Origin of the sequence: Clostridium malenominatum, from assembly GCF_039521365.1 — a bacterium.
GTDB classification, from domain to species: domain Bacteria; phylum Bacillota; class Clostridia; order Clostridiales; family Clostridiaceae; genus Clostridium_AW; species Clostridium_AW malenominatum.
In genome coordinates this window covers 1,528,021-1,553,485 of the sequence record NZ_BAAACF010000001.1, presented here as the reverse complement: position 1 = coordinate 1,553,485, position 25,465 = coordinate 1,528,021, and the positions used below count along the sequence as shown (strand labels likewise).

The 25,465-nt window shown below is 31.3% G+C and carries 24 protein-coding genes; 6 read left to right on the top strand and 18 right to left on the bottom strand.

Annotated elements, in window-relative coordinates; translation table 11 throughout:
- Positions 1–7 precede the first annotated feature (7 nt).
- The 4 genes from mutL (at position 8) to ABDZ69_RS07865 (ending at position 4,424) form a co-directional block, all read left to right on the top strand.
- Positions 8–1,819, top strand: coding sequence for a DNA mismatch repair endonuclease MutL (gene mutL, locus ABDZ69_RS07880; protein ID WP_343768510.1), 1,812 nt, complete (start codon positions 8–10; stop codon positions 1,817–1,819).
- 14 nt (positions 1,820–1,833) lie between these two features.
- Positions 1,834–2,763, top strand: a complete 930-nt coding sequence (miaA, locus tag ABDZ69_RS07875) for a tRNA (adenosine(37)-N6)-dimethylallyltransferase MiaA (RefSeq protein ID WP_343768507.1) — start codon at positions 1,834–1,836, stop codon at positions 2,761–2,763.
- A 64-nt stretch (positions 2,764–2,827) separates the two neighbouring features.
- Complete coding sequence (gene hfq, locus ABDZ69_RS07870) at positions 2,828–3,061, top strand: RNA chaperone Hfq (RefSeq protein WP_343768504.1); 234 nt, start codon at positions 2,828–2,830, stop codon at positions 3,059–3,061.
- A 76-nt stretch (positions 3,062–3,137) separates the two neighbouring features.
- On the top strand, positions 3,138–4,424 hold the full coding sequence (locus ABDZ69_RS07865) for a methionine gamma-lyase family protein (RefSeq protein ID WP_343768501.1): 1,287 nt from the start codon (positions 3,138–3,140) through the stop codon (positions 4,422–4,424).
- 20 nt (positions 4,425–4,444) lie between these two features.
- On the opposite strand, the gene lexA is transcribed toward ABDZ69_RS07865, so the two are convergent.
- Positions 4,445–5,056, bottom strand: coding sequence for a transcriptional repressor LexA (gene lexA, locus ABDZ69_RS07860; RefSeq protein WP_343768499.1), 612 nt, complete (start codon positions 5,054–5,056; stop codon positions 4,445–4,447).
- Between the two features lie 148 nt (positions 5,057–5,204).
- Between lexA and ABDZ69_RS07855 the strand changes: the two genes are divergently transcribed.
- Positions 5,205–5,558, top strand: a complete 354-nt coding sequence (locus ABDZ69_RS07855) for a hypothetical protein (RefSeq protein WP_343768497.1) — start codon at positions 5,205–5,207, stop codon at positions 5,556–5,558.
- A 17-nt stretch (positions 5,559–5,575) separates the two neighbouring features.
- On the opposite strand, the gene ABDZ69_RS07850 is transcribed toward ABDZ69_RS07855, so the two are convergent.
- Together ABDZ69_RS07850 and ABDZ69_RS07845 are read right to left on the bottom strand one after the other, a co-directional pair.
- A complete protein-coding gene (locus ABDZ69_RS07850; protein WP_343768495.1) occupies positions 5,576–6,562 on the bottom strand; it encodes a tyrosine recombinase XerC in 987 nt (328 codons plus the stop codon).
- A 554-nt stretch (positions 6,563–7,116) separates the two neighbouring features.
- Positions 7,117–8,382: a Glu/Leu/Phe/Val family dehydrogenase gene (locus ABDZ69_RS07845; RefSeq protein ID WP_343768493.1), complete on the bottom strand. Its 1,266-nt coding sequence runs from the start codon at positions 8,380–8,382 to the stop codon at positions 7,117–7,119.
- A gap of 295 nt (positions 8,383–8,677) precedes the next feature.
- On the opposite strand from ABDZ69_RS07845, the gene ABDZ69_RS07840 reads away from it, so the two are divergent.
- Positions 8,678–8,896, top strand: a complete 219-nt coding sequence (locus ABDZ69_RS07840; protein ID WP_343768490.1) for a DUF378 domain-containing protein — start codon at positions 8,678–8,680, stop codon at positions 8,894–8,896.
- A 34-nt stretch (positions 8,897–8,930) separates the two neighbouring features.
- Here ABDZ69_RS07840 and ABDZ69_RS07835 read toward each other — a convergent pair whose 3' ends face one another.
- The 15 genes from ABDZ69_RS07835 to ABDZ69_RS07765 all read right to left on the bottom strand — a co-directional run bounded on the left by ABDZ69_RS07835 (position 8,931) and on the right by ABDZ69_RS07765 (position 25,462).
- The gene (locus ABDZ69_RS07835; protein ID WP_343768488.1) at positions 8,931–9,188 is read right to left on the bottom strand and encodes an HPr family phosphocarrier protein; all 258 of its coding nucleotides are present in this window, start codon (positions 9,186–9,188) and stop codon (positions 8,931–8,933) included.
- 67 nt (positions 9,189–9,255) lie between these two features.
- Positions 9,256–10,452, bottom strand: a complete 1,197-nt coding sequence (locus tag ABDZ69_RS07830) for a pyridoxal phosphate-dependent aminotransferase (RefSeq protein WP_343768486.1) — start codon at positions 10,450–10,452, stop codon at positions 9,256–9,258.
- A 217-nt stretch (positions 10,453–10,669) separates the two neighbouring features.
- Entirely contained in the window at positions 10,670–10,930 is a 261-nt protein-coding gene (locus ABDZ69_RS07825; RefSeq protein WP_027623485.1) for a stage V sporulation protein S, read from the bottom strand.
- A gap of 145 nt (positions 10,931–11,075) precedes the next feature.
- Entirely contained in the window at positions 11,076–12,623 is a 1,548-nt protein-coding gene (gene rny / locus ABDZ69_RS07820; protein WP_425544627.1) for a ribonuclease Y, read from the bottom strand.
- Between the two features lie 164 nt (positions 12,624–12,787).
- Positions 12,788–13,843 carry a recombinase RecA gene (gene recA / locus ABDZ69_RS07815; RefSeq protein ID WP_343768483.1) on the bottom strand — a complete coding sequence of 352 codons (1,056 nt, stop codon included), beginning with the start codon at positions 13,841–13,843 and terminating at the stop codon, positions 12,788–12,790.
- Between the two features lie 163 nt (positions 13,844–14,006).
- Positions 14,007–14,585 carry a CDP-diacylglycerol--glycerol-3-phosphate 3-phosphatidyltransferase gene (gene pgsA / locus ABDZ69_RS07810; RefSeq protein WP_343768481.1) on the bottom strand — a complete coding sequence of 193 codons (579 nt, stop codon included), beginning with the start codon at positions 14,583–14,585 and terminating at the stop codon, positions 14,007–14,009.
- Complete coding sequence (rimO, locus tag ABDZ69_RS07805) at positions 14,569–15,903, bottom strand: 30S ribosomal protein S12 methylthiotransferase RimO (protein WP_343768479.1); 1,335 nt, start codon at positions 15,901–15,903, stop codon at positions 14,569–14,571. The genes pgsA and rimO overlap by 17 nt, the downstream gene beginning before the upstream one ends.
- A 12-nt stretch (positions 15,904–15,915) precedes the next feature.
- Positions 15,916–18,117 carry an FtsK/SpoIIIE family DNA translocase gene (locus ABDZ69_RS07800; protein WP_343768476.1) on the bottom strand — a complete coding sequence of 734 codons (2,202 nt, stop codon included), beginning with the start codon at positions 18,115–18,117 and terminating at the stop codon, positions 15,916–15,918.
- A 94-nt stretch (positions 18,118–18,211) separates the two neighbouring features.
- Entirely contained in the window at positions 18,212–18,913 is a 702-nt protein-coding gene (locus tag ABDZ69_RS07795; protein ID WP_343768474.1) for a ClpP family protease, read from the bottom strand.
- 71 nt (positions 18,914–18,984) lie between these two features.
- Positions 18,985–20,187: an aspartate kinase gene (gene dapG / locus ABDZ69_RS07790; RefSeq protein WP_343768471.1), complete on the bottom strand. Its 1,203-nt coding sequence runs from the start codon at positions 20,185–20,187 to the stop codon at positions 18,985–18,987.
- A 15-nt stretch (positions 20,188–20,202) separates the two neighbouring features.
- Complete coding sequence (locus ABDZ69_RS07785) at positions 20,203–20,478, bottom strand: YlmC/YmxH family sporulation protein (protein WP_343768469.1); 276 nt, start codon at positions 20,476–20,478, stop codon at positions 20,203–20,205.
- Positions 20,479–20,539: 61 nt separating this feature from the next.
- A complete protein-coding gene (locus ABDZ69_RS07780) occupies positions 20,540–21,838 on the bottom strand; it encodes a M16 family metallopeptidase (RefSeq protein WP_343768467.1) in 1,299 nt (432 codons plus the stop codon).
- A 66-nt stretch (positions 21,839–21,904) separates the two neighbouring features.
- Positions 21,905–24,031, bottom strand: coding sequence for a polyribonucleotide nucleotidyltransferase (locus ABDZ69_RS07775; protein WP_343768464.1), 2,127 nt, complete (start codon positions 24,029–24,031; stop codon positions 21,905–21,907).
- 115 nt (positions 24,032–24,146) lie between these two features.
- Positions 24,147–24,410 carry a 30S ribosomal protein S15 gene (gene rpsO, locus ABDZ69_RS07770; protein WP_343768461.1) on the bottom strand — a complete coding sequence of 88 codons (264 nt, stop codon included), beginning with the start codon at positions 24,408–24,410 and terminating at the stop codon, positions 24,147–24,149.
- A 101-nt stretch (positions 24,411–24,511) separates the two neighbouring features.
- Positions 24,512–25,462, bottom strand: coding sequence for a bifunctional riboflavin kinase/FAD synthetase (locus ABDZ69_RS07765; protein ID WP_343768459.1), 951 nt, complete (start codon positions 25,460–25,462; stop codon positions 24,512–24,514).
- Between the last annotated feature and the right edge of the window lie 3 nt (positions 25,463–25,465).

The following is a 25,465-nucleotide window of genomic DNA, read 5'->3' as shown; positions in this document are numbered from 1 at the left end:
GAGTACTTTGAAGAGAATAAATGTTTTAGATCAGGATACATTTAATAAGATTGCAGCAGGTGAAGTTGTAGAAAGACCCTTTTCTGTAGTTAAAGAGTTAGTAGAAAATAGCATTGATGCAAATTCTAAAAACATAACCATAGAAATTGAAGAGGGTGGATTAAAGACCATAAGAATAACAGATGATGGCCATGGTATTTATCCTGAAGATATTGAAAAGGCTTTTTTTGCTCATGCTACAAGTAAAATTTCTGCTATAGAAGATATATTCAATATAAAAACTATGGGATTTAGAGGAGAAGCCTTAGCCAGCATTGGCTCTGTGTCAAAAATATCATTAAAGAGTAGGGTTCAGGATTTTCCCTATGGGAAAGAAATATACTTAGAAGGTGGAAGAGTATTATATAACAAAGAGATTGGAATGAATGTAGGAACTACCATTAAAGTAGAAAATTTGTTTTATAATGTACCTGCTAGACTAAAATTCATGAAAAGTGTATCTAGAGAAGGGGCTTTAATATCGGATATTGTTCAAAGATTGGCCTTAGATAATCCTCATATTTCATTTAAGCTATTTAACAATAATAAAATAGTTGTAAATACCTATGGCGATGATAACATGGAGAGTGTTATAAGAGCTATATATGGGAAGGAAATTGGAGCGAATATTACCTATTTTGAACATCATGGAGATATCCTATCTGTTTATGGATATATAGGAAATGAAAGTATAAGTAGGGGAAGTAGAAATAACCAAAGTATATTTGTGAATAAAAGATATATTAAAAGCAAGCTAATTACAACTGCAGTAGAAAATGCCTTTAAATCTTTTTTAACTATAAATAAATTTCCTTTTTTTATATTGTTTTTAGATATTTATTCTGAGTTTGTAGATGTCAATGTACATCCTACTAAAACAGAGGTGAAGTTTAAAGATGAAAGAGAAATATTTTCTTCGGTTTTTAAAACAGTGCATACAGCATTAAAAGAGAGTCTGAAAAGCTCCTTTAATATAGAAGTTGAAGAGGACAGTTATGAATATCCTAAGTACGAAACACCAGCGTTTGTTGAAAAAATTCAATTGCCTATAGATTTTACCACTGTAAATACTGTAAGAGAAGATGTTAAAAAAGAAGTATTTATACGAGAAAAATTTGAAATAAAGGGTAAGCAAGGGGAATATAAAGAGAAAGAGGAGCCAAAGGAAGTGCTTCGTGAGCAGAAGCAAAGAGATGCTAAATTTAATAGCCTTAGAATAATTGGACAGTTTAATGCCACATATATTTTAGCTGAAAGTTTTAATGAACTATATGTAATAGATCAGCATGCTGCTCATGAAAAAATACTTTTTGAGAAATATAGAAATAATATTTTAAATGGTGAAGTTATATCACAACTATTATTAGCACCAGCGGTTTTAGAATTATCCTCTGAGGATTTTTCTATATACGAAGAAAATAAAGAAATATTCCATAAAACTGGTTTTAGTATTGAAATTTTTGGAGATAATACTATAAATATAAAGGAAGTTCCTTTAATATTAGGAAAGCCTGAAATAAATACTTTATTTATGGATATACTCGATAATATAAGAAACTTAGGGAGTGGTGAAGGGGTAGAGATTAAGTATAATTCTATAGCCAGATTAGCTTGTAGAGCTGCTGTAAAGGCTAATGATAGATTATCTCTACAGGAAATGGATCATCTATTAGAGGAATTAAGATACATCGACGAACCTTTTACATGTCCCCATGGTAGACCAACTATTATTAAAATAACGGTAAATGAATTAGAAAGAAGATTTAAAAGGATACAGTAGTAAGGAGTGATAGGGTGAAGGATTTATTGATTTTAACTGGACCTACTGCTGTAGGAAAGACCAATATATCTATAAAGTTAGCTAAGAGGCTTAAAGGTGAAATTATTTCTGCAGATTCCATGCAAATTTATAGACATATGAACATTGGTTCGGCGAAAATTAAAGAAGAGGAAATGGAAGGGGTTAAACATCACTTAATTGATATTGTAGAACCCCATGAGAGTTTTAATGTTTCTCAGTTTAAGGAAGAGGCAGAAAAAGTTATACAAAAGATATATGCTAATGATAGCTTACCTATAATAGCAGGAGGTACGGGTCTTTATATTAATTCCATTATTTACGATTATAACTTTACGGAAGCTATAAGTGACCAAAAGTATAGAGATTATCTTGAAAAATTATGTGATGAAAAGGGTAAGGAGCATATTCATAGTCTTTTAAAAGATATTGATCCTTATTCCTATAAGAATATACATCATAATAACTTAAAAAGGGTAATAAGAGCTTTAGAGGTATATTATATAACTGGTAAAACAATTAGTGAGTATTCAACAGAAGAAGGTAGGGGAGAAGGTAGGTACAACTACCGATATTTTGTTTTAAATATGGATAGAGAAAAGCTTTATAAAAGAATTGATAACAGAGTAGATATTATGATGGAATCAGGCCTTGTAGACGAAGTGAAAAACCTAAAAAACATGGGATATACTGAAGACATGCAATCAATGCAGGGAATAGGTTATAAAGAAATTCTCTATTATCTTAATGGTAAGATATCCTTAGAAGAAGCGGTTTATCTTATTAAAAAAGGTAGCAGAAACTATGCTAAACGTCAATTAACCTGGTTTAGAAGACAAGAAAAGGCTCTATGGATTGACAAAGGTGATTTTAAATGTGATGAGGAAATAGTAGAGCATATTATAAGTATATATAGAAAATTATAAATATTAGAGGAATTTATAGTTTTTTATAGAATATTAATATAAAATCTAATGGAGGGTGATACATATGAGTAAAGCGGTTAATAACCTACAGGATATATTTTTAAATGGGGCACGAAAAAATCGAACAGAAGTTACAATATATCTAACTAATGGATTTCAAATAAAGGGAATGGTTAGGGGATTTGACTCTTTTACTATTGTTTTAGATTGCAATGGTAAACAAATGTTGATTTATAAGCATGCTGTTTCAACTATTACTCCTATGAAGCCAATATTATTTAACGCAACGGAAGAATAGGCAAATAAATTTTGCCTATTCTTTTTTTATATGATAATATATTTAAGGAATTAATGATAATCGGAGGGTTCTAACAATGTTTGAATTAACAAAAGAAAGTTTGAAAAAATTTTATAATATTGGTGAAAATGTTATAGAATTATATGAAAAAGCATTAAAAGATGTGGAAGACGAGTTTAAAATGTATCATGAAATTAGAGAGTTTAATCAGTTAAAAGTTCTTAATGCAATGCAGGAGGAAAGAATAAGTGATTCTCATTTTACAAACTCCACTGGTTATGGATATGGAGATATAGGAAGAGATTCTTTAGATAGAGTTTATGCTAGGGTATTTAATTGCGAAAGTGCATTGGTGAGACCTCACTTTGTTAGCGGTACTCATGCTCTAGGAACGGCGTTATTTGGGAATTTAAGGCCAGGAGATACTATGTTCGCTGTAGCGGGAGCCCCTTATGATACTCTTCATAGTATTATAGGATTAACCGGGGAGGGGAACACAGGTTCTTTGAAGGATTATGGAATAAATTATAGACAAATAGAGCTTAATAACGGCAAAGTAGATATGAATCTTATGGAGGAAATATTAAGAGAAGACTCAACTATTAAATTAGTACATATTCAACGTTCTACAGGTTATGGATGGAGAAATTCTATGCTCGTTAGTGAAATTAGGGATTTAATAGATAGAATAAAAGCTATTAGAAGCGACGTAATATGCTTTGTTGATAACTGCTATGGTGAGTTTATTGATGCCATAGAACCAACAGATGTAGGAGCGGATCTTATGGCAGGTTCTCTTATAAAGAACATTGGAGGGGGCATAGCGCCAACTGGAGGGTATATAGTTGGTAAGAAAGAATATGTAGAAAGAGCTTCTTATAGGCTTACTACTCCGGGTCTTGGTGGAGAATGCGGTTCTACCTTTGGGGTTATGAGACTTTTATTTCAAGGGTTATTCTTAGCGCCTCATATATCTATAGAAGCTGTAAAAGGGGCTTTGTTATGTTCTAGAATAATGGAATTAGCGGGTTTTGAAGTGTTACCTAAGTACAATGAAAAAAGAAGTGATATAATCCAGGGAATTAAATTTAATGATAAGGAAAAATTAATAAAATTTTGCAAAGGAATACAAGCAGGTTCACCCATAGATTCTTTTGTGCAATGTGAGCCATGGGAAATGCCAGGATATGAAGATCAAGTGATAATGGCAGCAGGGGCCTTTGTTCAAGGGTCTTCCATAGAACTATCTGCAGATGCTCCTATAAGAGAGCCGTATATTGCATATCTACAAGGAGGATTAACCTTTGATCATGCAAAAATAGGGATTCTTATTGCTTTAAATAAAATAATGAATGAATATTAAAAGGTGGTTAATACCACCTTTTAATATTGTCTATATAATCCTATAACTTTACCTATGATAGCGCAATCTTTTACTATTATTGGTTTCATAGTTTTATTTTCTGGTTGAAGTCTTATGTGATCTTTTTCTTTATAAAATCTTTTTACAGTAGCTTCGTTTTCTAATAGAGCAACAACTATTTCTCCATCTTCTGCTAAATTAACTTTTTCTACAATAGCTAAATCTCCATCTATGATTCCTGCATCAATCATACTTTCACCTTGAATTTTAAGCATGAATAGTTCTTTATTGCTCTTTATAAAGTTTATTGGCAATGCAAAGGTATCTTCTATATTCTCTATAGCTAAAATAGGCTGACCAGCAGTTACGGTGCCAACAATAGGTATGTTTAACATTTCTTTATTATGTACACCATCATTTACTAGTTCTATGGCTCTAGGTTTGGTAGCGTCTCTTCTTAACAATCCTTTTTTCTCTAACCTTTTTAAATGACCATGAACAGTTGAGGTAGAACTTAAGCCCACGGCAGCACATATTTCTCTAACTGAAGGTGGATAACCTTTCTCTCTCGTGTGACTTTTAATGAACTCATAAATTTCCATTTGCCTATTCGGCTTATTCTGTTTAACCATAAATACACCTCGCAATCTATACTAGTTGTATTATAACATAAAAAGCAAATAATATCAAACTTACGTTCTCTTTGGCTAGTTGAATTTTTTTCTATCCTCTGATATAATTGCATAATAAATAATAAAGCAAAAGAGGGGATTTATTAAAATGTCAAAGGATAGCTGTATTCTTAATAACCAATCTAAATGTTCTGAGTGTGGTGAGTGTTATACCTGTGATTTGGATAGAAATAAAACATGTAATAGTTGTGGAAAGTGCTTAGAAGAAAATATAGATATGAGAAGCGTTGAAATTGATGAAATCATAGAAGAAGACTATGAGGAAAGTGAATGTTTTGATGAGGATAAAATCCTTAAAGAAGAATGGGAAGGTAATTTAGAAGAAATAGAGTTTATAGATGATATTGAAGGATTAAGAGATTTATTAGAAGATGAAAAGACTAAGGGAGAATATACATACGAAGAATTTCCTGGATTGATAAGAATTAAAGGAAAGAAATAAAGAGGGGGATACCCTCTTTATTTTTCTTCTTCACTTAACGGGTTTGATTTAACTGCTTCTCTTAATTTTTCGTTATCTACGTGAGTGTAAATTTGAGTTGTAGAAACATTTTCGTGGCCTAATATTTGTTGAAGACTTCTTATGTCTACATTGCCATATTTATACATCAATGTAGCTGCGGTATGCCTGAGTTTGTGAGGAGTATAATTCTCTTCATCTAAACCGGCTTTCTTTACGTACTTTTTAACTAACATTTCTACAGAGCGTTTATTGATTCTGGTGTAGTTTTTGCTTAAAAACAAGGCGTCCTTATCTTTAATTTTGTCGGCATCTTCATTTCTGATTTTTAAATAGTTTTCTATAGATTTAATGCAGGCGTTGTTTAAGTAAATAGTTCTTTCTTTATCGCCTTTTCCAACCACTGTTAAAGTATCTCCTCTGATTTTAGATATGTCTATGCCGCATAATTCTGATAATCTTAATCCGCAGTTTAAAAATAGGGTGACGATGCAATAATCTCTGGCAGCATACTTTCCTGTTATGGAATTTAATAAATCTTTACTTTCATCCAAGGTTAAATACACAGGGTTTCTTTTGTTGATTTTAGGGGATTCCAAATCTAAAGCTGGATTTTCGTCTATAATTTTTGCCTTCCCATGGAGAAACTTAAAAAAAGATCTTAGAGTAGCAACTTTTCGAGCTCTAGCATAGCTTCCATTGTTTCTATAGTTCTCTGCAAAAGCTAAAAAGGCATATAAGTCCGTTAGCCTAACCTCTCTTATGACGCCATCTTGAATATCGTTAATTTTTATAGAATCAAAATCTGTATCATCAGATACTTGACCTCTATATAATTTTAGAAATCTAAAGAACATAGTCAAATCAACTTTATAACCTTGAATAGTGTTTAATGATTTTCCTTTTATAGTGCCTAAATAATTTAAAAAATCATTTAATTGCCTTGGTAGAGAAGAGTCGTGAATACTTTTTAACTTATATTTCATAAAAACCTCCTTAAAATACATGCAACTTCGCTAAATGTATATTTAACGAATATAATATTCTATAAAGAGGGGGTAAAATCCTTCTTTTTTACAAAATATTTCACCCTTGTTTATAGAAAAAATAAATTTCTACTTTCTTTGCAATTATAAGATAATATGTTTTGTAAATTTTAAAATTTATTTTGTTGTCAAAAATCGAAATATATGTTATAAATAATTTGTTGTAAAATAAACTATTATTATATAAAAATATGTGATACGCTACCTCCTCTTCTATAAAATTATATCAATTGAGAATTCGTTTCAAGTAGCAGGGTGAATGTAAAAAACTGTATCTATCTCCTAGGTATATACAGTAATACAGATTGCATGGTAATATATGTATAATTATACTAATTAATGTAATCAACAGCTGTTGATGATTTAGCGAATAATTGTTAAATTAATAAATTTACACAAAATGGTAATAACTTTGGGGATTATATTTAGATTAATCCTATAAAAAGAAAAATGGACTTTGTATCACAAAGTCCATTTCAAATTCTATTAATTTTTTATAACATGCCTTTATATTTCATAGCTACAGCAATTTTATTTATCGCATGCATGTAAGCGGCTTTTCTTAGAGAAACATTAAACTTTTCTTTTATTTCCCAAACTTCATTAAAGGCTTTAACTAAGGTTTCTTCTTCTTTATTATTTACTTCTTCTTCTGACCAGTAATAGCCATATAGGTTTTGTACCCATTCGAAGTATGATACTACAACTCCGCCACTATTTGTTAAAATATCTGGAGTTACGAGTATTCCTTTATTAAATAATTTATTATCAGCTTCTGGAGTTGTTGGTCCGTTTGCTCCTTCGCATATAACCTTAGCTTTAATTAAATCTGCATTTTCCAGTGTTATTGAGTTTTCTAAAGCAGCCGGAACTAAGATGTCAACGTTTAATGACCAGAACTCTTCTAGGTTTATTAATTTTGTTCCAGGAAAATCTATTAGATTACCTTTTTCTTTAAAATAGTTTAATGCCTCATATATATTTATACCACTTTCATTATAAACAGCATAATTACCTCTTTCAGGACTCCATTCAGCTATACTAACTATTTTAGCACCTAATTTTTCTATATTTAAAGCCGAATAACTTCCTACATTACCAAAGCCTTGTAAAGCTACTTTGGTATTCTTTATGTCTATGTTTAATCTTTTAAGAGCTTCTCTTGCTGTTATAGCTACACCTATGCCTGTTGCTTCTGTTCTTCCTTTAGAACCGCCTATTTCTATAGGCTTTCCTGTAAAAGTCCCAGGGGCGTTATAACCTACTAATTTGTTATATTCGTCCATCATCCAAGACATTATTTGGCCGTTTGTATTTACGTCTGGTGCAGGGATATCGACCTTTTCCCCTATTAATTTATATATGCCTTTTACATATCCGCGGCTTAATTTTTCTAATTCTTCTGTTGAAAGAGTTCTAGGATCTACTATGATTCCGCCTTTTCCTCCTCCGTAAGGTATGCCTGTAATTGCACACTTGAATGTCATCCAAGCAGACAATGCTTTAACTTCATCTAAATTTACAGCTGGATGAAATCTAATACCACCCTTAGTAGGTCCTATGGCTTCGTTATGTTGAGATCTATACCCTTTAAATGTTTTAATAGATCCATTGTCCATTTTTACAGGTATATTTACTTCTATTACTCTTGAGGGTTCTTTTAATAATTCGTATACATCGTTGCTTAACCCTAAACTTTCGCAACAATCTTTAATGACGCTTTGTACATTTTCAAAGGGATTCAAATTTTCTTTCTTCATTTTAATCTACCTCCAGATTTGAAAGATTAGTTTGTATAATTAGAAATACTAAATTTGTACAGTGTAATATTCTATATTAATTTGGAAAAACCCTTTTAAATTTGAAAAAATAATATAAAAATTTATATTATTTCGTTTAAATCAATGGATAAAATGGAAAATATATAAAAATTTATATAATGCTTTACATTATTATTCTTTCCAATAATTTATTATCTAATCTATATTGATGTTCTATAACTCTTAAATGCTTAATATAATTTAATAGTAAGATTATAGTATGGGAGAGGAAGATATGTATAAGTTTAATTTATTTGACAAAATAGCTTTTATTTTAGTAATCATCGGCGCTGTTAACTGGGGGCTCTTAGGATTATTTAATTTCAATTTGGTTAGTGCCGTATTTGGAGAACCTGCTAATTTCCTATCAAGAATAATATATATACTTGTTGGAATTTCAGGAATGTACTTATTATCATTGCTTCTTAAAATTAAAAAATACTCTAGACCATAACATAAATAAAAGGCTCATATATAAGAGCCTTTTATTATTGCAGCGAATCTATTAATTTTGATACTTCTTCTAAAGCTAATACTTCGTCATCTCCTGAAGCTGTTAATGTAATATTAGCTCCTTTTGTAACTGCCAATGATAAAACGCCTATTAAACTTTTGATATTTGCATTTTTGCCATTGTATTCTATAAATATATCAGATTTAAAAGATGATGCTTTTTTTACTAATAGTGTTGCTGGTCTCGCATGCAAACCAGTTGAGCTATTTACTGTCAATTCTCTACTAACCAATTTATATCACTCCTTGTATAACTTATGCTAATGTTTACTATTAATTATAACATCATTTAAATACAATTTAAACCTGAAGTTTATTTATAAAATCTTCAATTCTATCCAAACCATTCTTAATATTATCCATTGAAGTTGCATATGACAATCTTATATAATTATCTAACCCAAAAGCAATTCCTGGGATAGCTGCAACTTTTCCTATATTGAGTAATTTATCGCAGAAATCTAATGAACCCTCTATTTCATGACCGTCTATTTTTTTTCCTAATAATATTGAAATATCTATAAATACATAAAAGGCTCCTTTTGGCATTATCATGCTAAGAGTTTCTATTTGATTTATTCGCTCTACCATATAGTTTCTTCTTTTTTTAAATTCCTCAATCATATTATATAAAGTGGATTGATCTCCTCTTAAAGCTTCTAAAGAAGCGTATTGAGCAATGGAATTTGGATTTGAAGTCATATGGCTTTGTATATTACTCATTAATTTTACTATCTTTTCACTTCCCGCGGCATAACCAATTCTCCATCCTGTCATGGCGTATGATTTAGACATACCATTTATAACTACAGTCCTATCAAAAGCATCTTCATTTAAGCTAGCTATGCTTATGTGTTCTTCTCCGCCATAAATAAGTTTTTCATAAATCTCATCTGATATTATAATTAAGTCGTGTTTTTTAGAGAATTCAGCCAGCTCCATTAATTCATCTCTAGTGTATACACTTCCTGTTGGGTTATTCGGACTATTAATAATTATAGCTTTTGTTTTAGTGGATACAGCTTTATTCAGATTTTCTAAAGTATATTTATAGCTATTATCTTTGCTTCCATCTACCATCACTGGAATTCCGTCACTTAGTTTTATTAATTCAGGATAACTTACCCAGTATGGTGTTGGAACTAGAACCTCATCCCCAGGGTTTAAGATAGCTAGAAACAGATTTGCTAAGGATTGTTTTGCTCCAGTTGAAACTATAATTTGAGATTTGGTGTATATTAAATTATTATCCCTTGAAAACTTCTCGATTATAGCTTCTTTTAGCTCGTCCATTCCTGACGCTGGTGTATACTTTGTAAAGCCTTTAACCATAGCATCCATAGCCGCCTTTTGTATATTCTCAGGTGTATTAAAATCAGGTTCGCCTGCACCAAATCCTATAACATCTATTCCATTCATTTTCATTTCTTTAGCTTTAGCTGTAATTGCTAGAGTAATAGAAGCGGAAATATTCTCTCCCTTTCTAGATAGTATCATTATATAGCACCTCCAAATTTAGATATAATTAAATAATACATAAATTTCTTTTAAAATGCAAGGCATATTTTTCGTAGTTTCATTTTCAATCAAAATATACTAAAATTTACGGTGTTATATAAGATAAATAGAAATTTAATGTTAATAACATTTCATATTTATCTCATTTCTATATAAAATAAAAAGGACTTGATCATCAAGTCCTTAAAAATTCCACTTATCTAGGTTGTACAATCAGCTTAATTGCTGTTCTTTCTTCTCCATCGATTTCTATATCAGTAAATGCTGGTATGCAAACTAAATCAATACCACTTGGAGCAACAAACCCCCTAGCTATTGCCACGGATTTAATTGCTTGATTTAATGCTCCGGCTCCTATAGCTTGAATTTCAGCGCCTCCTTTTTCTCTTAAAACCCCTGCTAATGCGCCTGCTACTTTGTTAGGACTTGATTTTGCTGAAACTTTTAATACTTCCATAATAAACCTCCTACTATATTTTAATTTTAAACTTTAATTATTATTGGCATTATTTATAATATTCTACATAATATGAAAAAATCCTTTTATTTTTGTAAAATTTCTAATTTTTACAAAATAAAAGGATTTATTATTTACCTAACAATTATTTAGCGTATTCAATTGCACGAGTCTCTCTTATAACATTTATTTTAATCTGGCCAGGATATTCTAATTCGCCTTCAATTCTCTTTACAATATTTCTAGCCATTTCGATTGACCCAGCATCATCTATTTCTTCTGGTTTAACTATTATTCGTATTTCTCTACCCGCTTGAATGGCATATGACTTTTCTACGCCTTCATATGAATTTGCAATTTCTTCCAACTTTTCTAATCTCTTAATATATGCTTCAAGAGTCTCTCTTCTTGCACCTGGTCTTGCTGCAGATATAGCATCTGCTGCTTGAACCAATATACCTTCAAGAGATTGGAATTCTACGTCACCGTGATGAGCAGCTATTGCATTTACTATTACTCCAGATTCATGATATTTTTTAGCTACCTCAGCTCCTATTAGTGCATGAGGACCTTCAATTTCATGATCTACAGCTTTACCTATGTCGTGAAGTAAACCTGCTCTTTTAGCCAGTGTAGGATCAATTCCTAGTTCTGATGCCATTAATCCAGCTAAATAAGCAACTTCTATAGAATGCTTTAAAATATTTTGACCATAGCTAGTTCTATATTTTAACCTACCTAATAATTTTATTAGTTCAATGTGAAGTCCATGGACACCAGTTTCAAAGGTTGCTTGTTCCCCTTCTTCTCTAATATCGTTTTCAACTTCTTTTTTGGCCTTTTCCACCATTTCTTCAATTCTTGCTGGGTGAATACGACCATCCATGATTAATTTTTCTAAAGCAATTCTAGCAACTTCGCGTCTTATAGGATCAAAACCTGAAAGTATAACTGCTTCCGGTGTATCGTCAATAATTAAATCAACGCCGGTTAGAGTTTCTAGGGTTCTGATATTTCTACCTTCCCTACCGATTATACGCCCTTTCATTTCATCATTTGGAAGAGTTACTACATGAACAGTGGTTTCAGCCACGTGATCTGCAGCACATCTTTGAATGGCGTATGTAATTATTTCTCTTGCTTTCTTATCAGCCTCTTCTTTAGCTTTAGCTTCAACTTCTTTTATAATCATAGCAGTTTCGTGCTTGATTTCTTTACTTACTTCTTCTAATAATATTTCTTTAGCTTGTTCAGAAGTTAGACTTGACAATTTTTCTAATTCTTCTCTTTGTTTTACATACAAATCCTGTATACTAGATTCTAATTCAGTTAGCTCTTGTTGTTTTTTAGTTAGACCTTCGTCTTTCTTTTCAACCATATCGGTTTTCTTATCTAACAACTCTTCCCTTTGAATTAATCTTCTTTCCAGTCTTTGTATTTCGTTTCTTCTATCTCTTGATTCTTTTTCTAAATCGGTTCTTAATCGATGAGCTTCTTCCTTAGCTTCTAGAATAGCTTCTTTCTTCTTAGATTCAGCATTTTTCTCTGCATCATCTATGATTTTTTTAGCATCTTCCTCGGCTTTAGATATTTTTGCTGCGGATACGTTTTTTCTTATATAAAAATCTATATATACAGCAATAAAAAACATAAAAGCTATTATTCCTAAAAAAATATATTGTGATTCTTTCACATGAACACCTCCTTTGCTTTATTATAATATTATCTATTGTTTATAATACAAAAGCATAGAAAGGTGTCATATTATTCAAATGGATGTTTTCGCTAAACCAGATTTTGTCTTTATTTTATATTAATTTTGACATTATGTCAAGTTTAATATGGTTACACCTTTAATTATTTGGCAGTTTCGCCCTTGCTTTTAGAAGGGTTTTTTTCTCCAACAATTTCCTCTGTCTTAGAAATAGGTAATTCATATTTTTTTCTTATAGAAGTTTCTATTTCAAGGAGTATTTCAGGATTTTCTTTCAAAAATTGTTTTGCATTTTCTCTTCCTTGACCAAGTCTTATATCATTATATGAAAACCATGCTCCGCTCTTTTGAACAAACTCTTCTTTAACTCCTAAATCTAATACATCACCTGTTCTTGAAATTCCTTCATTATACATAATATCGAACTCCGCTTGTTTAAATGGAGGAGCTACTTTATTTTTAGTAATTTTAACCCTTGTTCTATTACCAAATATATCATCACCTTGTTTTATAGAGTCTATTCTTCTTACATCCATTCTAACGCTAGAATAGAATTTTAAAGCTCTTCCACCAGGAGTAGTTTCAGGGTTTCCAAACATTATACCAACTTTTTCTCTTAACTGATTTATAAATATAGCTACACATTTGGATTTATTAATTGATCCTGCAAGCTTTCTTAAGGCTTGAGACATCAATCTTGCTTGTAGTCCTACGTGTGAGTCGCCCATTTCTCCTTCTATTTCAGCCTTTGGAACTAATGCAGCTACAGAGTCTACAACAATTACATCAACTGCATTGGATCTAACTAAAGCTTCAGCTATTTCAAGCCCTTGCTCGCCTGTATCTGGCTGGGAAACTATTAAATTATCTATGTCTACACCTAATTTTTTTGCATAAGAAGGGTCTAATGCGTGCTCAGCATCTACAAAGGCTGCAGCTCCACCAGCTTTTTGAGCTTCAGCTATTATATGCAATGCTACCGTAGTTTTACCTGAGGACTCTGGCCCATATATTTCAACAACTCTTCCTCTTGGTACTCCACCTATACCAAGGGCTATATCAAGTCCTAAACATCCTGTAGATACACAATCTAAATTTAATGCGCTATGTTCCCCTAATTTCATTATTGAACCTTTTCCAAATTGTTTTTCTATTTGTCCCATAGCAGCTTCTATTGCTTTTAACTTATCATTATTCATACTATCCCCTAAAGGGTTCACCATCCTTTCTTAATTCGAACATCTGTTCCTAATCATTATACAACAAACATATATAATGGTCAACTTGCAAATAAAGTTCCTATAAAATAGGAACTTATTATTTAGATTATTAACATATTTTAAATTTTTAAACCACAATATTTTATCTATCGGATTTTACGGCTTCTTTATTTTTAATAAAGTAGTCTACTCCTGATATTATTGTTATTATTACAGCAGCAGCCATAGTTATTTTGCTTAAAATATCATAAATGGAAGGAGATATGCTTAAAGTACTTAATATACTTAAAAATTCTTTATTTAAGCCTAGTAAAGACACTATTATAGCAACTATCTGTATTACGGTTTTAGCCTTACCCCAAGGGCTTGCAGCAATGACTATTCCTTCGGCAGCTGCAACGGCTCTAAGTCCTGTTACGGCAAATTCTCTAGCTATAATTACCATAGCTGTCCAAGTGGATAGAACTTGTAGTTCTACCAAGGATACTAACGCTGCAGTAACTAATAATTTATCAGCTAAAGGATCCATAAATTTACCAAACCTTGTTATTTGATTTCTACTTCTAGCTATGTAACCATCTAATTTATCCGTTAGGGCTGCTAGTATAAATATGGTTGTAGCTATTGTCTTTCCATAGGGAATGCCTTTTATAGCAATGAATATAAGAAATATAGGGACTAAAAATATTCTCATTATAGTGAGTTTATTGGCAAGATTCATGATATACAACTCCTAATAAATCATATTCGAGATTATCAATGATTTTAACATTTATAATTTCACCTACATTTAATATTTTATCACATTTAAAATAAATTGCACCATCTATTTCCGGTGTCATTTCATAATTTCTCCCAATATAATTTTCTCCATCAAAGTTATCTACTATTACTTTAAAAATTTTGCCTACTTTAGCTTTATTCAAGTTCAATGAAACTTCTTTTTGCAGAATCATAATTTCATTAAGCCTTTTTTCTTTAATGCTTTCATCAATTTGATTTTCCATGGAGGCAGCAGGAGTATCTTCTTCTTGAGAGTATTTAAACACTCCTAAATTGCTAAAGTGTACTGCTTGAACTAATTCCTTTAACTCTTCAAAGTCTTCTTCACTTTCGCCAGGGAAACCTACTATAAGTGATGTTCTAAGGCATATATTTGGCATTTTTTCTCTTAAAGAATTTATGGTTTTTAATATATCTTCTTTTCGTCCTCTTCTTCCCATAGCTTTTAATATATTATTACTTATATGTTGAATAGGAATGTCTAAATATTTACATACCTTATCATTCTTAGCCATTTCCTCAATTAAATCTAATTCTATTTCCTCAGGATAACAATATAATACCCTAATCCACTCTAATTCTTCTATTTCAGAAAGCTCTTTTATAAGGGTAGGAAGCGTCTTCTTGCCATATAAGTCTATTCCATATCTTGTAGTATCTTGTGCTACTAATATAAGCTCTCTAGTGCCATTTTTAACTAAGTTTCTAGCTTCATTTAATATGGCTTCCTTTTGTCTGCTTCTGTACTTTCCTCTAATTTTAGGAATAATACAATAGGTACAAAAATTGCTGCACCCTTCAGCTATTCTTAAATATGCATAATGCTTTGGAGTAGAAAGAACTCTCTCCCCTTCGTTGATTACTTCATCGGAGTAATTATAAGATGCTTCTTTTAAATTATCATTGAAGAAATTTCTTATATAATCATTTAGTTTGTCGTAGTCATTTACTCCAACCATGATATCAATTTCTGGCAATAGATCTTTTAGTTCATTACCATATCTTTGGCTCAAGCATCCAGTTACTACTAATGCCCTACAATTACCTGATTTATAATCAGCCATTTCTAATATGGTATTAATAGATTCCTGTTTTGAATCCTCTATAAAACCACAGGTGTTTACAATTAAAATATCCGCTTCTTTAGGATTGTTAGTAAGATTATGTTCTTTCAAAAGTGTATTAATGTATATTTCTGAATCAATTCTGTTTTTATCACAACCAAGACTAATTACTCCAAACTTTAACTTATTCATCTAAAATCCTCCCTATTCTATGTCTTCTTTAGTTATTAAAACCTGTCTAGGTTTACTCCCATCTCTGCCAGATATAATGCCTCTTTCTTCTAATTGCTCAATTATTCTAGCTGCTCTATTATATCCTATTCTAAGCTTTCTTTGCAATAAGGAAGTAGATGTCTGTTCCATTTCTACAACAATTTTTATTGCTTCTTCTAATAAGTCATCTTTATCTTCTTCGTTTACCTCAGTGGAGGTATTTATTTGTTCTATTATGCTATCTTCATATTCCGCAACACCTTGTTTGTTTTTTATGTAATCTACAACTCTCGTTACCTCTTCTTCAGATATAAATGCTCCTTGAATTCTCATTGGTTTTCCCTCACCAGTAGGATAAAAGAGCATATCTCCTTTTCCTAAAAGCTTTTCCGCTCCGGCCATATCTAATATGGTTCTAGAGTCGATTTGGCTTGATACAGCAAAGGATATTCTTGAAGGTATGTTTGCCTTAATTACCCCGGTTATAACGTCTACAGAAGGTCTTTGAGTGGCAATAACAAGATGCATGCCAGCCGCTCTAGCCATTTGAGCTAATCTTCCTATATAATCTTCAATATCATTTGCACATACCATCATTAAGTCTGCCAACTCATCTATAATTATTACTATTAAAGGCAATTTTTCTGCTATTTTACCTTTTGTGTAAAGTTCGTTGTAACCTTCTACATTTCTTACGTTGTTTTCTGCAAATAATTTATATCTCCTTGTCATTTCTGCAACTGCCCAGCTTAAAGCTCCAGCAGCTTTTCTTGGATCTGTTACAACGGGTATAAGAAGATGAGGTATACCATTATATACATTTAGCTCAACTACTTTAGGGTCTACCATAAGTAGTTTTACATCTTCAGGGGAGTATTTATATAAAAGGCTAATTATAAGCGTGTTTATACATACACTTTTGCCAGACCCCGTGGCTCCAGCAATCAATAGATGGGGCATTTTAGCTAAATCCCAAACTATGCTATTTCCTCCAATGTCTTTTCCTAAAGCAAAGGCTAAATTTTTATTAAATCCAGTATATTGTTCTGATTCTACTACTTCTCTTAAATAAACGGGGTTTAAATCCTTATTAGGAACTTCTATACCTACAGCTGATTTACCAGGTATAGGAGCCTCTATTCTAACCCCAGAGGCAGCGAGCCCCAATGCTATATCATCTGATAGGTTAACGATCTTACTAACCTTTATACCAGGGCTAGGATGAAGTTCAAATCTTGTAACCGAAGGACCTTTTGTTACTTGAATTACCTTTGCATCTACTCCAAAGCTAGTTAGAGTTTCTTCTAGTTTAGATGCATTAAGTAGTAATTCTTTTTTATCCTCCTTATTCATTTTTACAGAAATATTTTGATTTAATAAGTTTAAAGGAGGGTAATTATACTCTATAGGAATTGCTTTTTTTGTGATTTCCTTTTCTAATTCCTCACTAATATTAACCTCTTCTTCTTTTGGCCTTTCCTCCTGATCTTCAATTGGATTAGGGTCTAAGTTTGAAGATTTAATAAAATCTATTATTTTAATTCTATTAGTCTTCTTTACTTCATCTTCTTTATCGCTATCGTAAGCTAATAGTTTCTTTGTATCTACTTTAGGTTCTTCTTCTAAAACCTCATTAACTTCCTTGGTAGTTTTGTTCTCTTTTAATTTTAACTTTATGGATTCAACTATTGATGATAATGTAATATTACTTATCATAACAAAAGAAATAGCATATAAAGCTACAAAAATAATAAAAGATCCTATTTTACCAAAAAGTTTGTATATTGGCAAATTAACTAAATAAATTACAATTCCGCCATTGAAAATTTCTTGAGAATTGTATATGATTTTAATTCCTTCTAGCATATTTTCTGTGATATTTTTCGAAATCATATCTGCCATCTGTAGACACATTAATGTATTTACGAAAAATAATATTATGCCATAAAATTTTTTATTGAACTTAACCTTTCCTTTTTTTAAAATAAAACAAGCACCAATAAATATTATTACTAGCGGAAAAAAATAAGAACCTAAACCAAATACCGCTATTAACAATTTCTTAATAGCCTTTCCTATATATCCTGAGTCATTAGGGGAGAATACACTAACTAATGAAAGTATTCCTATAGTAATTAGTAGAATTCCTTTAATATCATTATCAAAACTATCTTTTTTCTTTTTCTTCCCCAATATAGTCACCTCCTAAAGTAAGTATTCTACAACATTTTTAATTATCCTTCAATGGTTGTCCATAGAAGATTTAAAAAAAATCATAGGCAATTTCCTATGATTTTTTTATTTTATTTTCTTCTATTAAGGCATCTAATTTATTTAAAGCATCTCTTAAACCGCCAACCTCATCAATCAAACCACATTCTACCGCTTGTTCTCCAATTAAAATTGTACCCATATCGTTCAATAAATTATCGGTTTTAACCATCATTTCCCTTAGAAAACTTCTTTCAATCTTTGAAGTCCTTACAATAAAATCGCTAATTCTTTCTTGCATTTTTTCAAAATATTCAAAGGTTTGAGGAACCCCTATTATTAAACCATTCATTCTAATTGGGTGAACTATCATAGTTGCAGAAGGCGATATAAAGGAATAATTTGACGAAGTAGCCAATGGAACGCCTATGGAGTGGCCTCCTCCAACAACTATAGATACAACAGGTTTACTTAGGGAATTTAAAAGCTCGGCAATAGCCAGGCCCGCTTCCACATCTCCTCCTACTGTATTTAATATTACTAGTAATCCTTCAATTGAATCATTCATCTCTATGGAAACCAATTGAGGGATTAAATGTTCATATTTTGTACTTTTAGTTTGGGGTGTAAGGGCCATATGACCTTCTATTTGGCCAATTATAGGTAATATATGAATTCGTTCATCTGGTTTAGGTATATTAATTACACCTAATTCTTTAATATTGCTTAATTCAGGATTTTCGTCCCTACTGGATTGTTGTGTTTTTTCATCGCTCATACTCTTCCCTCCTAGCACAATGTTATTTTGTGCACATAGGAAAAGAATATACATTTTAAAGATACCTAATTTTAGCTACCTAAACTAAATCCTCTATGAAGGGCATTAATTGCTTTATCAGTATATTTACTTTCAACTAAACACCAAATGGTAGTATGGGAGTCTGCAGTTTGAAGAACTTTAATTTTTTCGGAATTTAAGGATTTTAAAATTTTTGCCATTACCCCTGGTATTCCTCTCATTCTGCTTCCTATTATTGCAACTTTACTACAGTTAGGTATATAAGAATACTTTAATCCTAAGGTATTCATTATATTGTGAAATTTATCAAAATCGTTACCATCAATGGTGAATATGCTTTCTTCAGGAAAAACATTTATTAAATCTATACTTATTGAATCCTCAGCTAACGTATTTAATAAGCTATAGTAATTTTCATTATCTTTATTATCATTTAAAGAAACTTTAACTTGCACTCTATTACTCATGTGAGTAATTCCAGTTATAATGTTTTCTAAGCTAGAATCTCCAGTATTATTTATTATAGTTCCTTTACATTCACTTAATGTATTTTTTATTATTAAAGGTATATTCCCCTTCATTGCAACTTCTACAGCTCTAGGATGTATTACCTTTGCACCTTGATCTGCAAACTGGAATAATTCATTATAGCTTATAGCTTCTATTAATGAAGCCTCCGATACTATTCTTGGATCTGCAGTCATTATTCCATCTACGTCTGTATAAATTTCCACACCTTCAGCGTTAAGAGCCACTCCAAGGAGTGCTGCAGTAACGTCACTACCACCTCTTCCTAAGGTAGTTGTAAAGCCATTCTCAGTAATCCCCTGAAAACCTGCTACTACAGGTACTTTACCTTCCGCTAAAGCTTTTAATATACCATTTGGTTCTAGACGTATCATTGAAGCATTATTATAGTTATCATCTGTAATTATACCAGCCTGTCCACCTGTAATCGGCAAAGCATCTATTCCCTTTTCTAATAATTCATCGGTCATTACTACAGTACTAATAATTTCTCCACATGCCATAAGAGAATCTATAGCAAGTTTATTTCGTTCCTTTAATCTATTGCTTACAAGTGATAGTAGTGTATCTGTAGCGTAAGGTTCTCCTTTTCTTCCCATAGCAGAAACAACTACCACAGGCAAATAACCTTCTTCTTTGGCTTTTATAATTTTATTTATTACCATTAATCTTCTTTCGTGGGTGGATACAGACGTTCCACCGAATTTTTGAACTATGATTTTCATGTTATCCCTCCCAAATTATATACGGGTTCTTTTAAGCGATTTCTCATCTACATCTATTATTATAGTTCTAGAGCCTATTTTTTTTACATAATCCCAAGGTACTTCCACTAAATTACTTTTGCTAAAAAGACTCATTTTAGCATTAGGCTCTGCCAAAATTAATAATTTAAAATTTCCTTCGTCATCAATTATAACATCATTATTACCTAAATAGTCGTATTTTTCACCATCATTAATATTTATTATTTCATATCGCTCTATGTCACTATAATATTTTATTTCTTCACTCATGTTAAAACCCCCTTAATATATTTGATAAAATAATATGAAACATATTAAGGGTTTATTACTATTATATTAAAGTTGATGGTTTATTGTTAAAGGGATAAATGGTATTTTCTATAATATTTTTCATTAAATTTAAATCTACATCTTCCCCTACATAAGCGGAGTTTAATATTCCTTTTTTAAAGGTTCTATCCATTACGCTATAAATTCTATCTTTATTTATAGTGTCTATTTTTTTGAGAATTACTTCAGGTTCATTTATCCTGTCTAAAAATAAAACTGACTTGCCATTGTTGAACATTCTACTACTAGTGCTTTCGAGACCTAGTATATAGCTTCCCTTTAATTGTTCTTTTCCCTTTATAATCCTATCGTTAGAAATATCTATCTTTGTAAATTTTTCTAATTCTTCTTTAATTAGAGCAACCACTTCTGTTGAATATTTTGGATTTAATCCTGTGTAAATACTAACTACTCCGGTGTTATTAAGGGCACTTAAGTAAGAATATATAGAATAGCATCTTCCAAGTTCTTCTCTTATTTTCTGAAATAAAATCGAGGAAGCTCCTCCTCCTAAAATGTTATTTAAAAACAGTAGAGGATAAAGGTCATCACTACCTAATTCAATGCCAGTTAGACCTAAGCTAATGTGCAATTGCTCAATTTGCTTTTCCTTAAATAAGTGATTGGTTAATATCTTAGGGGCTGAATAATTAATTAAATTCTTACCTTTGAATTTCCAATCTCCAAAATAATCCTCAACCAGTTTCAAAATATCATTTTTATTAAATTTTCCTGCAATAGATAGCACGCAGTTTTCAGGAATATATCTTGAGGAAATGTAATCTAGTAGTATCTCTTTTGTAAAAGAATCTACTGTATTTTCATTACCTAGTATAGGAAGTGCAATAGGGTCATCTCCCCAAATAGCCTTACTATGTAATTCAATAAGCACGTCTTCAGGGGAATCTTCGTTCATATTTATTTCTTCAATAACTACGCCTTTTTCTTTTTCAATTTCTTCTTCATCAAATTTACTATTAAAAATCATATCTGATATTACATCTAAAGCTAAATCTAAATGAGTGTCTAAAATTTTCACATAATAACAAGTAGCTTCTTTTGCAGTAAAAGCATTTATTTGACCACCTACATCTTCTATAGATTGAGCAATTTCTTTTGCATTTCGCTTTTCTGTACCTTTAAAAAACATATGTTCTATAAAGTGAGAAATACCACTATTGTCTTTATTCTCATTTCTAGAACCATTTTTCACCCATAAACCTACACTTACTGAATTTACATAATCAATTTCTTCTAATACTACTCTTAAACCATTGGAAATCTTTATAATATCATACATAATACTCCTCCAGCATTATTATATTATATTAAAAAATAAAAAGGCACAAAGCCCTTCTATTTAATACTATTCACTTTTGCTGTCTTGTTCCTCTTTTTGTTCTTCTTCAGGTTTTTTAATGGCGTCTTTTCTAGATAAGTTAATTCTACCTTGTTCATCTATTTCTGTTACCTTAACTAATATTTCATCGCCAACAGATACAACATCTTCTACTTTATTAACTCTTGTAAAATCAAGCTTAGATATATGAACTAAACCTTCTTTTCCTGGAAGTATTTCAACAAAAGCACCAAAGTTTGTTGTTCTTGTAACCTTGCCTAAGTATATTTCTCCAGCTTTTACTTCTCTCGTTAAGTCATCTATAATTTTAAGAGCTCTATCTGCTCCTACGCTATCATTTGACATTACGTAAATAGTTCCATCTTCTTTAATGTCAATTTTAACTCCAGTTTCAGCTATAATTTTATTTATAGTCTTACCACCAGCACCTATAACATCTCTAATCTTATCTGGATCTATTGTCATAGTGTAAACTCTTGGAGCATAAGGAGATAATTCTTTTCTAGGCTCAGCTATACATGCATTCATCTTTTCTAAAATATGCATACGAGCTTTTCTAGCATCTGCTAAGGATGTTTTTATACATTCCTTTGAAAGGCCTGCTATTTTAGTATCTACTTGTATTGCTGTAATACCTTTTTCTGTACCTGCAACTTTAAAGTCCATATCTCCAAAGAAGTCTTCTATTCCTTGTATATCTGTTAATACTTCTTCTTCAGTTAAATCTTCACTTGTAACAAGCCCCATAGCTATTCCAGCAGCGGGTCTTTTAATTGGAACACCTGCGTCAAGTAAAGCTAAAGTACTTGCACAAACGCTAGCCTGGGATGTAGAACCATTTGAACTTAGTACTTCAGAAACTAACCTTATAGTGTAAGGAAACTCTGTTTCTGATGGTATTAGAGGTTCTAAAGCCTTTTCAGCTAAGGCACCGTGACCAATTTCTCTTCTTCCTGGTCCTCTCATTGGCTTAACTTCACCTACGCTGTAAGATGGGAAGTTATAGTGATGCATATATTTCTTAAATTCTTCTTCCCCTAGCCCATCTAGTATTTGAACATCTCCTAGTGGACCAATTGTAGCTACAGTCATAACTTGAGTTAATCCTCTAGTAAATAAACCTGTACCATGAGTTCTTGGAAGTAATGCCACTTCGCAACTTATTGGTCTTACTTGATGGAAATCTCTTCCGTCAGGTCTTCTCTTGTCCCTTAAAATCATGTTTCTAACTGTACTTTTTTGTAAGTTATAAATTATTTCTCCTATATCCTTTAAATTTTCAGGATATTTTTCACTAAAGTGATTCATTATAGTTTCTTTTGCTTTGTCTACAGCAGCATTTCTCAAGTCTTTTTCTGTTATGTACATTGCTTCTTTAATTATATCATGAGAAAAATCTATAACTTCTTTTTCTATAGTTTCATCAATTTTATAAAGTTCAGGAGTAACTTTTTCTTTTCCAAACTTAGCCATAGCTTCTTCTTGGAATGCTATTATATTTTGACATTCATCAAAAGCATACATAATTGCATTGTACATGGTTTCTTCATCGATTTCATCGCAGCCAGCTTCAATCATTATTACTCTATCTTTAGTAGCACAAACAGTTAGGTTTAAATTACTTTCCTGTCCTTGTTGTACTGTAGGATTTAATATGAATTTTCCATCAATTAACCCTACAGCTACAGTAGCTACTGGGGTGGTGAAAGGTATGCTTGAAAGACATAGGGCTAAAGAAGCACCATTCATAGCTAAGATATCTGGTTGATTATCCTGTTCCACTGATAATACAGTACAAACAATCTGTACATCATTTCTGTATCCATCTGGGAATAATGGTCTTAAAGGTCTATCTATGGCTCTAGCATTAAGTATAGCCTTTTCTGAAGGCCTTCCTTCTCTCTTGATAAATCCTCCTGGTATTTTTCCTACAGCATATAATCTTTCTTCGTATTCTACGCTTAGAGGAAAGAAATCTATGCCCTCTCTTGGTTGTTTAGATGCATTTGCATTAATTAATACTACGGTTTCACCATAACTTACTAATATAGCACAGTCTGAAAGTTCTCCAACTTTTCCATATTCTACTTTCAGGGTTCTGCCGGCAACAGTAGTTTCTAGTATATGACTCATAGTGTACCTCCCTTCAAATTATACATTATTATTATCCTATTATTATAAAATATTATACAGTTATGTAATAAGCTGTTTCAAAATAATAGAGCGGTCTAAGCCGCTCTAAGTATAACTATTTTCTTAATCCTAATTTCTGGATGAGTTCACGATATCTGTTGATATCTTTGTTTTGTAAGTAGTTTAAAAGACCTCTTCTTTTACCAACCATCATTAAAAGACCTCTTCTTGAGTGGAAATCCTTTTTATGAGCTTTTAAATGGTCATTTAAATGATTGATTCTTTCTGTTAAAAGAGCAATCTGCACTTCAGGTGAACCAGTGTCTCCTTCGTGTCTTGCGTGAGTCTTTAGTAATTCTTCTTTTCTTGCCTTATCCATTAAAATACACCTCCAATTGTTAAATCCCCTTAGTCCAAGAATGTAGCCGGCACACAACAATCATAGATTAAGGTTCACAAAAGTAATTATAACAAAGAACATTATAGTTGTAAATTACTTTTTATAATTAATTCTAAATTTTGCTTAATTACGTATTTTTTATCTTCACTTACTCTCAAAGCCAACTCATCTAAGGAATTAAACTTCTTTTCATCTCTTATTCTATGAATAAAATGAATCCTTAGTTCTTCCCCATATACATCCTTATTAAAATCTAATATATGAGTTTCAATGCTTAGCTTTCCATCTTCCACCGTTGGATTATAACCTACATTAGTTACTCCTTTATAATAAAGACCACTATATTCTACAATAGTAAAATAAACTCCTCCTCTAGGAATAAGATATTCCTTATTATAGTCTAAATTTACTGTTGGAAATCCTAGAACTCTTCCTAGTTGTTTCCCTTTTATAACTTTGCCATAAATAGAATAGGGTCTAGTTAACATTGAGGTGGCCTTTTCTATATCGCAAGTATCCGCAATTATATGTCTTATATGGGAGCTAGAAACTATTTCTTTTTTAAACTTTACTGGCTTTATTACATAAAGTTTAAATTTATATTTTTTACTAAGTTCTTTTAAAAATTCAACATCTCCTAGATTTTTATAACCAAACCTATAGTTGAAACCTACAATAATACTTTTAGCGTTATATTTCTTAACTATATTGGCAATAAAATCTTCAGGAGAAAGTTTCATGAAATTTTCATCAAACTCTACTAGGGTTAGATAATCTAGTCCCATATTATTTAAAACTTTTCCCTTTTGATCCATATCCATAAGTAATTTTGGTACTAATTCTTTATTGATAATAGATAAAGGATGATTTTTAAAAGTATACACCATACTTTTTCCATTATTTTTATTTGCAAGCTCAATAGCTTTATTTACAAGCTTACTATGACCTAAATGTAATCCATCAAAACTTCCTAAAGCTATGTATGTATTATGTTTAAAGTTATTGATTGACCCTTCATTTATTAAATCCATGCT

Coding starts and splice junctions, on each gene's coding strand:
- hfq (WP_343768504.1), top strand. CDS start 2,828: ATGAGTAAAGCGGTTAATAACCTACAGGATATATTTTTAAATGGGGCA.
- ABDZ69_RS07865 (WP_343768501.1), top strand. CDS start 3,138: ATGTTTGAATTAACAAAAGAAAGTTTGAAAAAATTTTATAATATTGGT.
- lexA (WP_343768499.1), bottom strand. CDS start 5,056: ATGGTTAAACAGAATAAGCCGAATAGGCAAATGGAAATTTATGAGTTC.
- ABDZ69_RS07855 (WP_343768497.1), top strand. CDS start 5,205: ATGTCAAAGGATAGCTGTATTCTTAATAACCAATCTAAATGTTCTGAG.
- ABDZ69_RS07850 (WP_343768495.1), bottom strand. CDS start 6,562: ATGAAATATAAGTTAAAAAGTATTCACGACTCTTCTCTACCAAGGCAA.
- ABDZ69_RS07845 (WP_343768493.1), bottom strand. CDS start 8,382: ATGAAGAAAGAAAATTTGAATCCCTTTGAAAATGTACAAAGCGTCATT.
- ABDZ69_RS07840 (WP_343768490.1), top strand. CDS start 8,678: ATGTATAAGTTTAATTTATTTGACAAAATAGCTTTTATTTTAGTAATC.
- ABDZ69_RS07830 (WP_343768486.1), bottom strand. CDS start 10,452: ATGATACTATCTAGAAAGGGAGAGAATATTTCCGCTTCTATTACTCTA.
- ABDZ69_RS07825 (WP_027623485.1), bottom strand. CDS start 10,930: ATGGAAGTATTAAAAGTTTCAGCAAAATCAAGTCCTAACAAAGTAGCA.
- recA (WP_343768483.1), bottom strand. CDS start 13,843: ATGAATAATGATAAGTTAAAAGCAATAGAAGCTGCTATGGGACAAATA.
- pgsA (WP_343768481.1), bottom strand. CDS start 14,585: ATGAATCTTGCCAATAAACTCACTATAATGAGAATATTTTTAGTCCCT.
- rimO (WP_343768479.1), bottom strand. CDS start 15,903: ATGAATAAGTTAAAGTTTGGAGTAATTAGTCTTGGTTGTGATAAAAAC.
- ABDZ69_RS07795 (WP_343768474.1), bottom strand. CDS start 18,913: ATGAGCGATGAAAAAACACAACAATCCAGTAGGGACGAAAATCCTGAA.
- dapG (WP_343768471.1), bottom strand. CDS start 20,187: ATGAAAATCATAGTTCAAAAATTCGGTGGAACGTCTGTATCCACCCAC.
- ABDZ69_RS07785 (WP_343768469.1), bottom strand. CDS start 20,478: ATGAGTGAAGAAATAAAATATTATAGTGACATAGAGCGATATGAAATA.
- ABDZ69_RS07780 (WP_343768467.1), bottom strand. CDS start 21,838: ATGTATGATATTATAAAGATTTCCAATGGTTTAAGAGTAGTATTAGAA.
- ABDZ69_RS07775 (WP_343768464.1), bottom strand. CDS start 24,031: ATGAGTCATATACTAGAAACTACTGTTGCCGGCAGAACCCTGAAAGTA.
- rpsO (WP_343768461.1), bottom strand. CDS start 24,410: ATGGATAAGGCAAGAAAAGAAGAATTACTAAAGACTCACGCAAGACAC.
- ABDZ69_RS07765 (WP_343768459.1), bottom strand. CDS start 25,462: ATGGATTTAATAAATGAAGGGTCAATCAATAACTTTAAACATAATACA.